This window comes from Pacificibacter marinus (assembly GCF_018860665.1).
GTDB lineage: Bacteria > Pseudomonadota > Alphaproteobacteria > Rhodobacterales > Rhodobacteraceae > Celeribacter > Celeribacter marinus_A.
In genome coordinates this window covers 59155-74074 of record NZ_JAHKPK010000062.1, presented here as the reverse complement: position 1 = coordinate 74074, position 14920 = coordinate 59155, and the positions used below count along the sequence as shown (strand labels likewise).

The 14920-nt window shown below is 52.2% G+C and carries 11 protein-coding genes; 2 read left to right on the top strand and 9 right to left on the bottom strand.

Annotated features, from left to right (window positions below):
* Position 1: 1 nt before the first annotated feature.
* From glgX to ltnD, 9 genes are all read right to left on the bottom strand, one after another.
* Positions 2-2080, bottom strand: coding sequence for a glycogen debranching protein GlgX (glgX, locus tag KO497_RS17330; protein WP_215945292.1), 2079 nt, complete (start codon positions 2078-2080; stop codon positions 2-4).
* 47 nt (positions 2081-2127) lie between these two features.
* Positions 2128-3558 carry a glycogen synthase GlgA gene (gene glgA, locus KO497_RS17325; RefSeq protein WP_215945218.1) on the bottom strand — a complete coding sequence of 477 codons (1431 nt, stop codon included), beginning with the start codon at positions 3556-3558 and terminating at the stop codon, positions 2128-2130.
* 5 nt (positions 3559-3563) lie between these two features.
* A complete protein-coding gene (gene glgC, locus KO497_RS17320) occupies positions 3564-4835 on the bottom strand; it encodes a glucose-1-phosphate adenylyltransferase (RefSeq protein ID WP_215945217.1) in 1272 nt (423 codons plus the stop codon).
* On the bottom strand, positions 4835-7051 hold the full coding sequence (glgB, locus tag KO497_RS17315) for a 1,4-alpha-glucan branching protein GlgB (RefSeq protein ID WP_215945216.1): 2217 nt from the start codon (positions 7049-7051) through the stop codon (positions 4835-4837). Before glgB ends, glgC begins: the two co-directional genes overlap by 1 nt.
* A gap of 128 nt (positions 7052-7179) precedes the next feature.
* On the bottom strand, positions 7180-8793 hold the full coding sequence (locus KO497_RS17310; RefSeq protein ID WP_215945215.1) for an alpha-amylase family glycosyl hydrolase: 1614 nt from the start codon (positions 8791-8793) through the stop codon (positions 7180-7182).
* A 237-nt stretch (positions 8794-9030) separates the two neighbouring features.
* Positions 9031-9795 carry a hydroxypyruvate isomerase family protein gene (locus KO497_RS17305; protein WP_215945214.1) on the bottom strand — a complete coding sequence of 255 codons (765 nt, stop codon included), beginning with the start codon at positions 9793-9795 and terminating at the stop codon, positions 9031-9033.
* On the bottom strand, positions 9792-10442 hold the full coding sequence (gene otnC, locus KO497_RS17300; protein ID WP_215945213.1) for a 3-oxo-tetronate 4-phosphate decarboxylase: 651 nt from the start codon (positions 10440-10442) through the stop codon (positions 9792-9794). The genes KO497_RS17305 and otnC overlap by 4 nt, the downstream gene beginning before the upstream one ends.
* Complete coding sequence (otnK, locus tag KO497_RS17295) at positions 10439-11707, bottom strand: 3-oxo-tetronate kinase (RefSeq protein WP_215945212.1); 1269 nt, start codon at positions 11705-11707, stop codon at positions 10439-10441. The genes otnC and otnK overlap by 4 nt, the downstream gene beginning before the upstream one ends.
* Positions 11704-12612 (bottom strand): L-threonate dehydrogenase, encoded by a 909-nt coding sequence (gene ltnD / locus KO497_RS17290; protein WP_215945211.1) that lies wholly within the window; start codon positions 12610-12612, stop codon positions 11704-11706. The genes otnK and ltnD overlap by 4 nt, the downstream gene beginning before the upstream one ends.
* A gap of 155 nt (positions 12613-12767) precedes the next feature.
* On the opposite strand from ltnD, the gene KO497_RS17285 reads away from it, so the two are divergent.
* Positions 12768-13940 (top strand): pyridoxal phosphate-dependent aminotransferase, encoded by a 1173-nt coding sequence (locus KO497_RS17285; protein ID WP_215945210.1) that lies wholly within the window; start codon positions 12768-12770, stop codon positions 13938-13940.
* A gap of 21 nt (positions 13941-13961) precedes the next feature.
* Complete coding sequence (locus KO497_RS17280; RefSeq protein ID WP_215945209.1) at positions 13962-14909, top strand: 2-hydroxyacid dehydrogenase; 948 nt, start codon at positions 13962-13964, stop codon at positions 14907-14909.
* The last annotated feature ends 11 nt before the right edge of the window (positions 14910-14920 follow it).

Below are 14920 nucleotides of genomic sequence, written 5' to 3'. Positions count from 1 at the left end.
ATTAAGTGGCAGGCATCAGCGCGAAGACACAGACCGAAGCGGCCCGAATGAGTGCGTTATCGCCCGTGACGCATTGCGCACCCGCATCGGGTGCAGATGTATCAAGAATCAATTCCCATGTCATATCATCAGCACATGGAGGCAATGTGACTTCGACATCGCCATCATTGTTGATCACCAAAAACAGCACATCGTCAGAGGCACGGTATTCAGGCGTGCCGTAAGATGTACGCACTTCGGTGCAAATGGTTTTGGTCTCAGGGCTTTCCCACTCGGCACGGGTTGGCGGCATGCCATTGGGCATGCGCCAAAACACATCTGGCTTGCCATCTTTGAGACGTGGTCGCGCGTGCAAGAACCGCAATTGGCGTAAAACATTGTGATCGCGGCGCAGTTTTGTCAGCTTTTGAACAAAAGCGAGCAAGCCTTCATCTGCATCCCCCCAATTGACCCAACCGATGGGGTTGTCTTGGCCAAAGGTGTTGTTGTTGCCGTTTTGCGTGTTGCCAATCTCATCGCCAGCCAAAATCATCGGCGTACCTTGTGACAGGAATGAACAGGCTAGGAAATTACGCTGGCGTTGGGCGCGCGCGGCATTGATGGCGGGATCATCCGTGGGGCCTTCAACGCCCATGTTGTCCGAATAATTGTCGTCTTTGCCGTCGCGATTGTCTTCGCCATTGGCCTCATTATGCTTGACGTTGTAGCTGACGGTGTCGCGCAGGGTCATACCATCGTGACAGGTGACAAAATTGATCGAACTGGTTGCCGCCCGCCCAGAATGATCAAAGGTCATCGCACTGCCCAAAAGACGGCGACCGATCAAAGGCATCATGCCCTGATCGCCCCGCCAAAACTTGCGCATGTCATCTCGAAATTTGTCGTTATACTCTAAAAACGGATGCGGCCAATTGCCTAGCTGATAACCGCCGGGGCCGATGTCCCAAGGCTCAGCGATCAATTTCACATTGCTCAGCACGGGGTCTTGTCCAAGCGAATCCAAGAACCCGCCCTTGCGATTGAACCCTTCAGCTTCGCGTCCCAGCACAGTGGCCAAATCAAAGCGGAACCCATCGACATGCATGACTTCGACCCAGTAGCGCAGACTGTCCATGATCATACGCAACACCATCGGATGGCGCACGTTCAACGTATTGCCGGTGCCTGTGTCGTTGATGTAATGGCGTTCATTTTCGGACAAACGATAGTATGATTTGTTGTCGAGACCTTTGAATGACAGCGTTGGCCCAAACTCGTTGCCCTCGCCCGAATGATTGTACACCACATCCAAGATTACCTCGATGCCAGCGGAATGAAACCTGCGCACCATGGTTTGAAATTCCCAGATGCCTTCTTGGGTCATATAGCGTGGTTCTGGCGCGAAAAATCCCATCGACTGATAGCCCCAGAAATTGGTCAGGCCAGCCTCTAGCAAAAACTTATCGTCTAAGAACGCGTGCACAGGCATAAGCTGCACCGTGGTGATGCCAAGTTTGGTTAAATGCTCCAAAACAGGTTCGGATGACATGCCCAAAAATTTACCACGCTGCGTGTTTTGCAGATCAGGGAATTCAGCCGTCATGCCTTTGACATGGGCCTCATAAATCACTGTGTCTGACGATGGCGTTTCAGGATGACGATCATCGCCCCACTGAAAACTCGGATCCACAACAACACTACGCTGCACATAAGGTGCTGAATCCCGAGTATCAAAACTGACGTCGTTCTCCTTAGCTCCGATCGTATACCCCATGATTGCATCGTCCCAAATCAAATCACCTGACAGGCGCTTGGCATAGGGATCGAGTAACAATTTATTGGGGTTAAACCGGTGACCTTCTTCAGGCTTATACGGCCCATGAACGCGGTAACCATAACGCGTACCGGGGCTCAAACCCGCGACATAGATATGCCAGACGTCGCCATCACGCTCCAATAGCGGAATACGCGCGATCTCATGCTTGCCGTCATCCGAAAACAAACACAGATCGATCCTTTCAGCATGTTCAGAGAATACGGCGAAATTGACGCCCTGCCCGTCATAGGTGGCCCCGATAGGGCTGGGTCGCCCTGCTGACATAGAATGGTTTTTAAGCTTAGTCGGCAGATCGTGTTTGAGATCAAAGATCACTTGGCAACTCGTTCATAAAGGGCGGCATAGGTCGCAGAAGAAGCGCCCCAGCCCAAGTCTTGGTTCATCCCGCGCTTTTGCAGCCGTGTCCAGTCTGATGTGTTCGAAAAGGCTTCAGTGACGCTTTTCAAACAATAGGCGAACGACAATTGATCAACAGGATGAAATTGAAAGCCTGTTGCAACGCCCAATTGGGATGCCGCCACGTTTTGATTCACCACAGAATCCGCCAAGCCCCCTGTCGCCGCGACCACCGGCACTGTGCCATAGCGCAATCCGTAAAGTTGCGTCAGGCCGCAAGGTTCAAATCGGGATGGCACCAAGACAATATCACCACCTGCAAACATCCGATGCGACAGCGCCTCGTCATAACCTATCCGCAAACCCACTTTGCCGGGATGGTTGCGCATCAACAACCGCAGCGCGTCTTCGATTTGTGGGTCACCACTGCCCAAAATGGCCAAAGCGCCGCCGTTTGCGATAAACGTATCCGCAGCGCCTGCGATCAAATCCATGCCCTTTTGCGAGGTCAATCGGCTGACCACAATCGCCAAAGGACCATTGGTCTTAGACAGGCCAAACTCAGCCATAAGCGCCGCACGGTTTTTCTTTTTGCCTGCCAACGATTTGGCAGAATAAGGCGTGATCTCTGGGTCCGTTTCGGGGTTCCAAACGTCCACATCAATGCCGTTTAAAATACCAGACAGCTCGCCTGAGCGCGCCGCCAGAACGCCTTCTAATCCCATACCAAATTCAGGCCGCATCAATTCTGCCGCATATGTCGGGCTAACAGTCGTTATTGCGTCGGCGTGCACCAAGCCCGCTTTGAGCGTGCTGATCTGCCCCCAGTATTCCAACTCATCGGAATTGAACCCCGCCAAAGGCAGATCCAACGCCCCAAGCATCGCCGCAGGCGCGAGACCTTGAAACGCGATATTATGCACCGTCATGACAGTGCCCACATCACATGGCGCACCGTATTTTAGATAGCTCGGTGCAAGGCCCGCTTGCCAATCATGAGCATGTACAACTTGTGGCCGCCACCCATCGCTTAAACCCTCGCGGGCAATCTGTGCGGCGACAAAAGAAAGCGCGGCAAAGCGCTGAGCGTTATCAACGAAATCCGTCGGGTTCCCGTATGGGCCACCCTCGCGGTCATACAAATGCGGCGCATCGAGCAGCAAAATAACATTGCCCCCGGCTCTGCCTTGCAGCACCCGTGCTGGCCCGCCGAACAGATCATCCATTTGCCACAACACCTTGCGCGCAGCTGCCTTTTTGATCAGGCCCTTATAGGCAGGTAAAAGCGTTCGCATGTCCCATCCATGGGCCGCCACAGCTGCAGGCAAAGCCCCCGCCACATCCGCAAGCCCCCCCGTTTTCACGAGGGGAACACATTCAGAGGTCACTGACAGAACATTGCGCATTTTCATCACTCCAACACGGATGCCCGTTTATCAAGCATCGACTGCGTGATCAAAACAGTGCCTTCGTCTGTGCGACGGAACCATTTTGCATCCTCAATCGGATCTTGGCCCACGACCAGACCGTCAGGAATAATCACGCCGCGATCTACGACACATTTGCTCAACTTGGCTTGCCGTCCGACCTGAACATAAGGCAGGGCCACCACCTGATCCAAGGACGAAAACGAATGACTGCGCACGCCTGTGAACAACAGAGACTCACGAATTTCAGATCCTGAAACGATGCAGCCCCCCGAAATCAAAGAGGATACAGCCATACCACGGCGATCATCTTCGTCATGAATGAATTTTGCGGGCGGCACACTTTCGGAATAGGTCCAAATCGGCCATGTGTTGTCATACAAATCCAGTGGCGGAGTAAATTGCGTCAGGTCGATATTGGCCTGCCAAAACGCATCAATCGTTCCGACATCACGCCAATATGGTTCGACCTCAAGCCCGCTTGTGACGCAGCTGTCTTCAAATCGATGCGCGATGGCTTTGCCACCTTTGACAATTTTGGGAATAATATCGTTGCCAAAATCATGACTCGAATTTGTATCGTTCATGTCCTCAAGCAACATTTCACGCAAGAAATCCCAACGGAACACATAAATACCCATAGACGCCAAAGCGTGATCCGGATCCCCCGGAATACAAGGCGGGTCGCTAGGTTTTTCCAAGAATTGTGTGATGCGGTCTTTTGCGTCGCAATGCATCACACCGAAAGCAGAGGCCTCCATACGCGGCACAGTCAAACAGCCGATGGTCACATCAGCCCCTTGATCAAGATGCTGTTGCAGCATGATTTCATAGTCCATCTTGTAGATATGATCTCCAGCCAAGATAACAATAAAATCAACACCATAACTATCTATAATATCGATATTTTGCGTGACCGCATCAGCCGTCCCCAAGTACCATTTTTCTTCGGAAATACGCTGTGACGCGGGCAAAATATCCAAATATTCATTGCGTTCCGCGCGCAAAAAGCCCCAACCACGTTGACAGTGACGGATCAAACTGTGGGCTTTGTACTGTGTTGCAATCGCCATTTTGCGTATGCCGGAATTGAGCGCATTGGACAGTGCAAAATCGACGATACGGGTTTTGCCGCCAAAATAAACAGCAGGTTTTGCGCGATTGTCTGTCAGCTCTTTCAAACGGCTGCCACGTCCGCCCGCAAGCACAAATGCCATCGCGCGGTTCGACAAGCGCTGGTTCGGTGTCGGTTTCATTATGTCTCCTCCCCTTCAATTAAAATCACTGCCGATAAAGGTGGCAATGTCAGCTCTGCAGAGTGGGCTTGGCCCATCCATTCAATGTCTTGGGCTTGGACTCCTCCCAGATTCCCACGCCCCCCGCCGCCGTAAATTTCAGCGTCAGTATTAATCGCCTCGCGCCAGTACCCACCGCTGGGCAAGCCAACGCGGTGCCCCGTGCGTTCAACAGGCGTCATGTTCAAAATCGTCACAACACGCGGATCGCCCGCTTTGCCGTGGCGCACGTAAACGTAAATGGAATTTTCAACATCTGCGCCCTCAATCCAGCCAAAACCAGCGGGGCGCGTGTCATTCACATGCAGCGCAGGCACAGAGCGGTAGAGCTTGTTCAGATCGCGCACCAAATGTTGGATGCCCGCATGTGCAGGCGCGTCCAGTAGATGCCAATCCAAACTTTGATTGTGGTTCCACTCTTTGCGCTGCGCAAACTCTTGCCCCATGAACAACAGCTTTTTGCCCGGATGTGTCCACATGAACCCATAATACGCACGCAAGTTGGCAAATTGTTCCCACGCATTGCCGGTCATTTTATCAATCATCGACCCTTTGCCATGCACCACTTCGTCATGGCTGATCGGCAAAACAAAATTTTCTGTATAGGCATAACTGATAGAATGGGTCAGCAAATGGTGGTGGTATTTGCGGTTGATCGGGTCTTCTTCCATGTAACGCAGGGTGTCATTCATCCACCCCATGTTCCATTTGAACCCAAACCCAAGTCCGCCGTGATCCACCGGTGTCGACACTCTCGGAAAGGCCGTGCTTTCCTCGGCCACAGTCATGATGCCGGGGACTTCGCCATAGACCAGCGTGTTCACGCCCTGCAAGAATGCGATGGCTTCATAATTCTCGCGCCCGCCATCTTTGTTGGGCACCCATTCACCATCATTGCGCGAATAATCACGGTAAAGCATCGATGCCACGGCATCGACACGCAATCCATCAAGGTGATACTCTTCCAACCAATACAGTGCATTAGAGCGCATGTAATTGGCAACTTCGATGCGGCCAAAATTATAGATCAGTGTGTTCCAATCTTGGTGGAACCCCTCACGCGGATCGCCGTGTTCATACAGCGCAGTGCCATCAAATTGCGCAAGGCCGTGTTCATCTGTTGGGAAATGCGCAGGCACCCAATCAAGTAAAACCCCAAGACCCTTACCATGCGCAGCCGTGACAAGCGCGCGAAATTCTTCTGGTGTGCCGTGGCGAATTGTCGGGGCAAACATGCCAATCGGTTGATAGCCCCAAGAGCCATCAAAGGGGTGTTCTGTGATCGGCATCAATTCGATATGAGTGAACCCCATGTCGGCTGCGTAATCAACCAATTGATCTGCCAACTCGATATAAGACAGCGGACGATTGCCATCCGCGCGCTTCCAACTGGCCAGATTGACCTCATAAATTGAAATCGGCGCGTCAATGTTTTGCGCCTTGGCGCGGGTGCTCATCCACGCGTCATCGGCCCAATCGTGGGTTTTGATCTCACGCACGATAGATCCGGTTTTCGGCGGATGCTCTGAACCAAATCCAATTGGATCGGCTTTGAGTGGCAAATCCCGCCCATCCGCGCCACGGATCGCATATTTATAGACTTCACCTGCCTTTAACGCCGGCACGAAAAGCTCCCAAACCCCCGATTGTCCAAGCCTGCGCATTCCATGTCTGCGGCTGTCCCAAATGTTGAAATCCCCGACAACGGCAACGCGCTGTGCGTTTGGCGCCCAAACTGCAAATCGCACGCCATCCACACCTTCATGAGACATCGGCGTGGCGCCCAAGACATCCCAAATGCGGTTCATCGAGCCTTCACCCAAGTAGTGAAGATCATCTGCCGTCAAACTGCTGCCAAAAGCATAAGGGTCATGAAACACCCACTGCGCTTCACCAAATTGGGCTTCGATTTGGTAGGGCACATCTTTGGGCAACAAAACGCAAAACAGACCCGGTGCGAAAGGCACAGGTGCCATTTCTATGCGCGTTTTTTTGCCCGTCAAACAAATGCATCGATCCGCGTCAGGTACAAAAACATTCAACGCAAACCCGTCTGCATGCGCCCGCAAGCCAAGAAACCCGAAAGGATCAGTCAACCGAGCCAAAATAAGATCTTGCGCCACATCGTGAGGCAAGGCAGCTCTAAGATCATCGGTTCGGATATCTGGGTTTGGCATGTATCAACGATCTTTCTTTACAGGTTTCCGACACAAATCCTCTGAAGCAAACAGAGCAACGCAATCATTCAGATATTTGTAATATTGTTGCGCAAATCCTCAAAGGTCCATCACATAATGTTTTTTCTTTAGCCAAAGACCTTAGCTGCGTTAGTTGTTTCAAAGAATGCAAAGCCGAAAGCGGGCAACTTCAAAGTTGTTCCCACGACATCTGCATGCGCTTCGCCAACTTGTTTTGCATCCCCAGCCAAAGGTATAGACTGTGCGGTGTCAGACAGATTAAAAATACCAACAAGTCTCACATCATCCAAAGTTCGGCTCACGGCCAAAAGCGGATCAGCGACACTTGGAAATGAGGTCTCACCAAAACGAAGCTCGTCTCGATCTTTGCGGAATGCCAGCGCCGTGCGATATGCCAACAGTACGCTGTCGTTCTTAGCCTCTTGCCCTGACACAGCCTTCGCAATTTGTGGGGCTTTGACAGGCAACCACGGATCACCGGTTGTGAAGCCTGCATGAGTCTCAGACGCATCCCAAACCATCGGTGTGCGACAGCCATCGCGCCCTTTATTATCAGGCCAAAAATCGATGTAGCCCAGATCGCGCAGCTCATGGAATTCGATGTCTGTTTCAATTTGCCCCAGCTCTTCACCTTGATAGATGCCCAATGCACCAGGGAAGCTGATCAACATATTGATCGCTTGGCGCGCCACCGTGTTTTGTAGCTCGGGCGTGTTGGCCCAACGCGTGACATGGCGTTGCACATCGTGGTTTGAAAAGGACCAGCAAGGCCAGCCATCAGGCGCCTTGTTCAAGAACTCATTGATGCAGTTTTTGAAATGATTTGGATGATGGTCGTGGCTGAGCATGGCAAAGGAATAAGCCATGTGCAATTTATCACCGCCAGAGGTGTATTCGCCCATGACCTCGACTTGGCGCAACCCGTCTTCGCCCACTTCGCCAATCAACATGCGATCATCGAATTCATCCATCAACGCGCGAATCCGCTGCAAAACCTCGATGTTTTCAGGCTGGGTTTTGGAAAACAGATGCGTTTGCGCCTCATAAGGATTGCCCGGAAAGCTGTCCCAATTTGACGCAGGATTGTCGCGCAGTTTCTTGTCGTGCACATAGAAATTCACGGTATCCAGACGGAAACCGTCAACGCCGCGCTCCAACCAGAACCGCATCGCGTCGATCAAAGCCGAGACAACCTCAGGGTTATGAAAGTTCAAATCAGGCTGCGAGACCAAGAAGTTGTGCAGATAATACTGGCGACGACGCGCGTCAAACATCCATGCGGACCCGCCAAAGACAGACGGCCAGTTTGTGGGCGGCGTACCATCTTTTTTCGGATCAGCCCAGACATACCAATCGGCCTTTGGATTGGTTTTGTCCTTGCGGCTCTCAATGAACCAAGGGTGTTGATCAGACGTATGCGACAAGACCTGATCGATGATCACTTTCAAACCAAGCGCGTGCGCTTTTGCGACCAGTTCATCGAAATCTTCGACTGTGCCGAACAGCGGATTGACGCTGGTGTAATCGGACACGTCATAGCCCATGTCTTTGTCTGGCGATGTGAAAAATGGCGACAACCAAATCGCATCAACACCCAAGGACGCCACATAATCCAATCTGCGCGTGATCCCTTTCAAGTCGCCGACACCGTCACCGTTGTCGTCTTGAAAAGACCGTGGATAAATCTGATAAATTACGGCATCCCGCCACCATTCGCGCATGTTTGTCTGTCCCTAAATAGTCCGTCCACAAGCTATTTTTGCTCGCAAGCTCAATTGTTAGCGCTAACTACACCGAGCACACGAAAACTCAAAAACAATAGTTGCACCATAAAAGTGGATGCAAAAACCGTTGCTTGAATCACACTCAAGCCGTGTTTCAAATCAAGTTCAACCCAATTCGATCGCTCATGGACACTTGGCTCAAACGCGGCCTGTGACTTTGGCTCCGACGGCGGCTTAGGTCAAAAGTGTTTTCATCCACCCTAGAGAGGCATCTGTATCGCCGTTCGGCTTGTACTCAGCACCAAGTGGCGCGATGTAACCAAGTTCACGAATAACTTGAAAAACATGTGCGTAATTCAACTCACCATGATCGGGCGTGCCACGATCGGGCACAGACGCAAATTGGATATGGCCAATCAGTGGCAGCAAAGCTTCCAAGCGGTGCCCAATGTCGCCCTCCATCAACTGCACATGGTAGCAATCGAACATCAGTTTAAGGTTCGGCAAGCCTACGTCCCAGATCACTTTTTTCGCCTGTTCAGTGGTCGACAAAAAGTAATTTGGGGCATCATATTTATTCAAAGGTTCAATCAAAATTGTGATGCCATGCTGCGCAGCATTTTTGCACGCATATGTGAGATTCTCGACAAAAAACTCATGGGCAGCCTGCCCAGATGCAAAGCCTGCCATGACATGAATATTCGGGACATTTAACGCAGATGCATAAGCCAATGCTTCGTCGATGGCCACGCGGGCGTCAGCCTCACGCCCGACCAAAGCCGACAGTCCATTTTCGCCTTTTGATGTGTCACCTCGACTGGTGTTCAAGCCAAGCATTGGCAAACCTGTCTCTGCCAGTGCATCCGATATGTCCTTTATTTCAGTATTATAAGGCCAGTGACATTCCACCGCATCAAATCTCGCAGCCTTCGCCGCACGGATCGCATCGGGGAGCGAGCGATCCGACCAAAGAAAGCCTAGATTGGCAGATAATCTCATGCATCCCACTCCACATCAAATTTTTGGACAACATTTTTAACCTGCTGATCCGTCAATATATTGGTCTTCATGCTGCGCAGCATAAACGCAAGCTTAGCGCTTTCTTCCAGTTCCTCAATCGCATTGCAGGCCGCCTCAATATCCTTACCCGCGACCACAGGTCCGTGATTGGCCAACATCACCGCTGAGCGTTTTCCCGCAAGTCCACGCACGGCCTGCCCCATCGCAGGATCACCCGGCAAAAAGAACGGCAACAATTTGACTTTTCCCAGTTTCATAATCGCATATGGCGTCACAGGTGGGATGAAATTATCAGGATCAACATCAGGCAACATAGACAAGGCCACCGAATGACACGAATGCAAATGCACCACAGCGCCCGCCGATGAACGCGTGTCATAGAACGCCGAGTGAAGGGGCATTTCTTTGGTTGGTTGATCACCACCAATCAGCACGCCTTTTGCGTCAAACCGACTAAGCGTGGCCGGATCAAGACGCCCAAAGCTCGTGCCTGTTGGCGACACCAAAAGCCCGCCGTCTTGCGTGCGTGCAGAAATGTTGCCTGTGCTACCACCGGTCAAGCCGCGATCAAACATCGACTTGGCAAGAACGCAAATCTGTTCACGTAAACGCGATTCTGTGGTCATGATTGCTCCAATGCGTTCAAAGCATCTGCGAAGAATGTTTCTGTGCCAAAATTGCCCGATTTCAATGCAATAGCAATATCATGTCCATCGGATACAGCATAACACCACGGCACACCGGGAGCGATTTCTGCACCAATGGCCAAGTCTGAAATGCCCAGCGCCAAGGCAATCGCCCCAGAGGTTTCACCACCCGCCGCAATAATGCGTCTTGCGCCTTGATTACGGGCGGCAATAACAAGTTCGGCCAAAGCCTCTTCGACAATTGCCCCCGCGCGTGCAACTCCCAAGGCGTCTTGCGCAGCACGTACCTGATCTGGCTCAGCCGAAGCATAAATCAAAGGAGCCGTTGTCAAATCTTGATCTGCCAACCAGCGCAAGGCTGCACCTACCCCGTGCTCGGCCAATTCAATCGGATCAAGGCGGAAACTAGGCGCTAACAAACTATAAGCAGCCACCTGTGCCCGTGTCATTTTGGAACAACTGCCAGACAGGATGACAGCTTCATCAGGCAAATTAGGCTTGACGGCAGCAGGCGCATTACTGGGTAAAAGCCCATGTTTGACATAGATGCTCGGCAAAGGCATTGCGATAGCACTGCCCCCCGTCATCAGCTTCATATCCCAACACGCTTCGGCGATGGTGCTTAAGTCGGCATCTGCAACAGCATCGACAACAACATGCGCGACCTTTTCGTCCCGCAATGCTGCAAGTTCGCTGCGCAGCATTTCCGTACCTTTCGCCACGGCACGCTGTGCGGCAAGGCCAACAGGCTTGGTGACTTGTGGCGTCAACAATCGCATCAAGTTGCTATCTGTCATCGGCGTCAGCGGGTGGTCTTTCATTGGGCTTTCCGCCAAAGGCTGCTGTCCGACAAACAGATTGCCCATATAAATAGAGCGCCCATTTTCTGGAAATGCGGGGCAATAAATCGTTTGCTTCGCACCTATATCAGCCATCAAAGCCTCAGCCACGGGACCTATATTGCCTTCGGGTGTGCAATCGAATGTCGAACAGTATTTCCAAAAAAAGCGCTCTGCACCAGCTGCCTTTAGCCATGCCAGCGCTGCGCGACATTCGGCGACGGCTTCATCAACGGGCGCGGTTCTACATTTCAGTGCAATCACTTCAAACGCTGAAGTATCTGTGGGTGGCGTGCTGGGCACGCCCAACCGCAATCGAACAGCGACACCAGAACGAGACAGCAAGCCCGCCAAATCCGTCGCACCAGTGAAATCGTCTGCAATACAGCCTAAAACAGGTTTCATGATTTTGGATCCGGCAATGTAATGTTGGATTGAGCGGCGTAAACTTTGGTGATGGCCGAGTCATCCTCAAGCCCCAGCCCCATACCCTGTGCCGTCAAATACACTTGCAAAGCGGCTGACGCGATCGGCGTGGCAAACTGTGACCCGCGCGAAATATCTTGCACGATCCCTAGGTCTTTTGGCCAAATGTTGATCAAGCTCGCGGGAGTATAATCAGCCGCGGCCATTTTAGGCCCACGATTTTCCAGCGCCCAGCTGGTGCCCGCAGATTTACTGATCACATCAATCATCAATTCAGGTTCAATGCCTTGCGAGATGCCAAAGGTCATCGCCTCTGCGCAGGCGGCAATTTGCACGCCAACCAGCAGTTGATTCACCGCCTTCATCGCCGAGCCTGCGCCCGCGCTATCGCCCAGTTTAAAGACATTAGAGGCAATCGCATCAAGCGTTGGCGCGAGGGCTTCATATGTCTCTGCACTGCCCGATGACATCACGGACAACTCACCTGTCGCGGCGCGACCTGCGCCACCGGACACTGGTGCATCCAAATACAGCAGCCCGAGATCCTGACAACGTTTTTCCATATCGCGTGCAAAATCAGGCGCTACAGTGGCGCTCGACAAAATCGCAGCCCCCTTGCGCAGTTTTGCGGCAATTCCATTTGGCCCGAACAAAACGGTTTCAGTCTGCGCTGCGTTTAAAACAATGATCACCACGGCATCAAGATCGCCAGCCACGTCCTCTATCGTCCCTGATGCACCACCAAGTGACTGAAAACGCTCGACTTGCGCGGGATTGATATCAAAACCGTGAACGGTGTGCCCAGCGCGCAGAGCAGATTGTGCCACGCCAAACCCCATCGATCCAAGACCGATCACGCCAATTGTTTGTTTAATTCCGCTCATGTTCCGTCCCATCTATGTGAAATTTTAAAATCAAAGTCGCGTTACGCAAACTGATTGCTTGAATTTGGTATACCAAAATGCATATTCATATGGCAACGCACAATATGCACAATTCGCGTCCGATGCTTCGGCTGACGCAAAGGGAGGATCGCGGTATGAAGGCTCAACTACAATTTGCCGACAGCTTGTCACGGCTTGGAACAGAATCCGCTTTCGAAGTCTTAGCACGCGCTCAAAACTTGGCGGCGCAAGGGCGCGACATCATCAATCTTGGAATCGGCCAACCCGATTTTCAAACACCTGAAAATATCGTCGAAGCGGGTATCAAGGCCTTACGTGACGGGCATCACGGCTACACGCCTGCAAACGGCCTGCCGCAACTGCGCGAAGCTGTGGTCGCAGATTTGCACCGTCGTCATAATGTCGAGGTCGATCCGAAAAATATTGTCGTTGTCCCCGGAGGAAAGCCGACAATGTTTTTTGCCATCACGATGTTCGGCCAACCTGGCGTGGAAATCATTTACCCCAACCCCGGCTTTCCAATTTATGAAAGCGTGATCAACTATTCAGGGGCGACCCCTGTGCCTATGGCGCTGAAAGAAGAAAACGGGTTTGCCTTTTCCGCCGAAGCCGTGCTTGCCCAAATCACCGACAAAACACGATTGATCATCATCAACAGCCCCGCCAACCCAACAGGCGGCGTGGCTCCAAAGGTGGAAATCGATAAGCTGGTCGCGGGGCTGCTAGAGCATCCCCATGTGGCGTTGATGTCCGATGAGATCTATTCCAACATGCTTTATGGCGGGCGCGAACATGTCAGTCTTTTGCAATATCCCGAAATCAGAGATCGACTGATCATGCTGGATGGATGGTCGAAAACTTACGCCATGACAGGCTGGCGCATTGGCTATGCCGTTTGGCCGGACTCTATGGTCGATCACGTCACGCGCCTGTGCATCAACGATCATTCTTGTGTCAATGCCGCGACACAATTTGCGGCGATGGAAGCATTGAATGGACCGCAAACTGCTGTGCACAGCATGGTCGCTCAATTCGATGCGCGGCGTGAAGTCATCGTGCGTGACCTCAACGCCCTGCCTGGTGTACGCTGCCCTGATGCCGCTGGCGCATTCTATGCCTTTGCCAACATTGAGGGCACGGGTATGACTGCTGTCGAAGCACAAAATAAATTCCTGAACGATGCAGGTGTCGCGACCGTTGCGGGGACATCATTCGGCGCTTGGGGCGAAGGATATTTGCGTTTTTCTTATGCGAACTCAACCGAGAACATCATCGAAGCCATCCGCCGCATTCGTGGCCTACTATAAATTTTTGAAAGGGCATTCCAAATGACCGACACACCACTTCTTATCCTTGGCGCAGCTTTTTCAGACGAGGAACGTGCCCGCCTACAAGCAGCCCATGCGACCTGTTTTGCAGGGTCTCCTGACGATGTTGCGACCCTGTCTGAGGCATCACGGGCCACAGTCAAAGCGATCGCATTTAAAGGCCACAATCCCTTGAATGGGGCTGTCATGGATTTGCTGCCAAACCTTGGCATCATCGCAAACTACGGCGTTGGCTATGATGCGATCAATGTTGAAGATGCCTCTGCGCGCGGCGTCAAAGTGACGAACACGCCGGATGTCTTGAACGATGATGTGGCGGACATCGCCGTCGGCATGATGATCGCTCAATCCCGCAACATGGTGGCAGGCGACGCATTGGTGCGTTCTGGAAAATGGGCTGCGGGCGAAACCTTGCCGCTGAATCGCAAAATGTCGGGGTCCTCTGTTGGGATCGTCGGGCTTGGCCGGATTGGCCGTGATATTGCGGACCGTTTGGCGGCGTTCAAAATGGATATTCACTATCATGCGCGTTCTGAAAAACAGACGCCGGGTTGGACATATCATGCGGATGTGGTGTCTTTGGCTTCTGCTGTCGATTATCTTGTCATCGCCCTTGTTGGTGGCAAAGCGACAGAGAAATATGTCTCACGCGAAGCCATCGCGGCCCTTGGCCCACGCGGTGTGATTGTCAACATTTCACGTGGCAGCACTATTGACGAAGAGGCTCTGATCGAAGCCTTGGCCAATGGCTCAATCGCCGGTGCCGGCCTTGATGTGTTCAACGATGAACCAACAATCGACGAGCGGTTCTATGCGCTAGAAACAGCCGTTTTGCAGCCACACCAAGGATCAGGAACAGTTGAAACACGCCGTGCGATGGCAGAATTGCAGCTGGCGAATGTGTCGGCACATCTTGCTGGTACAGATCTGTTAACACCTGTCAATTAGGCCAATCAAAC

Excerpts from the sequence above, each read along its gene's own strand:
- glgX (WP_215945292.1), bottom strand. The coding sequence starts at position 2,080 with ATGTCAGCAGGGCGACCCAGCCCTATCGGGGCCACCTATGACGGGCAG.
- glgA (WP_215945218.1), bottom strand. The coding sequence starts at position 3,558 with ATGCGCAATGTTCTGTCAGTGACCTCTGAATGTGTTCCCCTCGTGAAA.
- glgC (WP_215945217.1), bottom strand. The coding sequence starts at position 4,835 with ATGAAACCGACACCGAACCAGCGCTTGTCGAACCGCGCGATGGCATTT.
- glgB (WP_215945216.1), bottom strand. The coding sequence starts at position 7,051 with ATGCCAAACCCAGATATCCGAACCGATGATCTTAGAGCTGCCTTGCCT.
- KO497_RS17310 (WP_215945215.1), bottom strand. The coding sequence starts at position 8,793 with ATGCGCGAATGGTGGCGGGATGCCGTAATTTATCAGATTTATCCACGG.
- KO497_RS17305 (WP_215945214.1), bottom strand. The coding sequence starts at position 9,795 with ATGAGATTATCTGCCAATCTAGGCTTTCTTTGGTCGGATCGCTCGCTC.
- otnC (WP_215945213.1), bottom strand. The coding sequence starts at position 10,442 with ATGACCACAGAATCGCGTTTACGTGAACAGATTTGCGTTCTTGCCAAG.
- otnK (WP_215945212.1), bottom strand. The coding sequence starts at position 11,707 with ATGAAACCTGTTTTAGGCTGTATTGCAGACGATTTCACTGGTGCGACG.
- ltnD (WP_215945211.1), bottom strand. The coding sequence starts at position 12,612 with ATGAGCGGAATTAAACAAACAATTGGCGTGATCGGTCTTGGATCGATG.
- KO497_RS17285 (WP_215945210.1), top strand. The coding sequence starts at position 12,768 with ATGAAGGCTCAACTACAATTTGCCGACAGCTTGTCACGGCTTGGAACA.
- KO497_RS17280 (WP_215945209.1), top strand. The coding sequence starts at position 13,962 with ATGACCGACACACCACTTCTTATCCTTGGCGCAGCTTTTTCAGACGAG.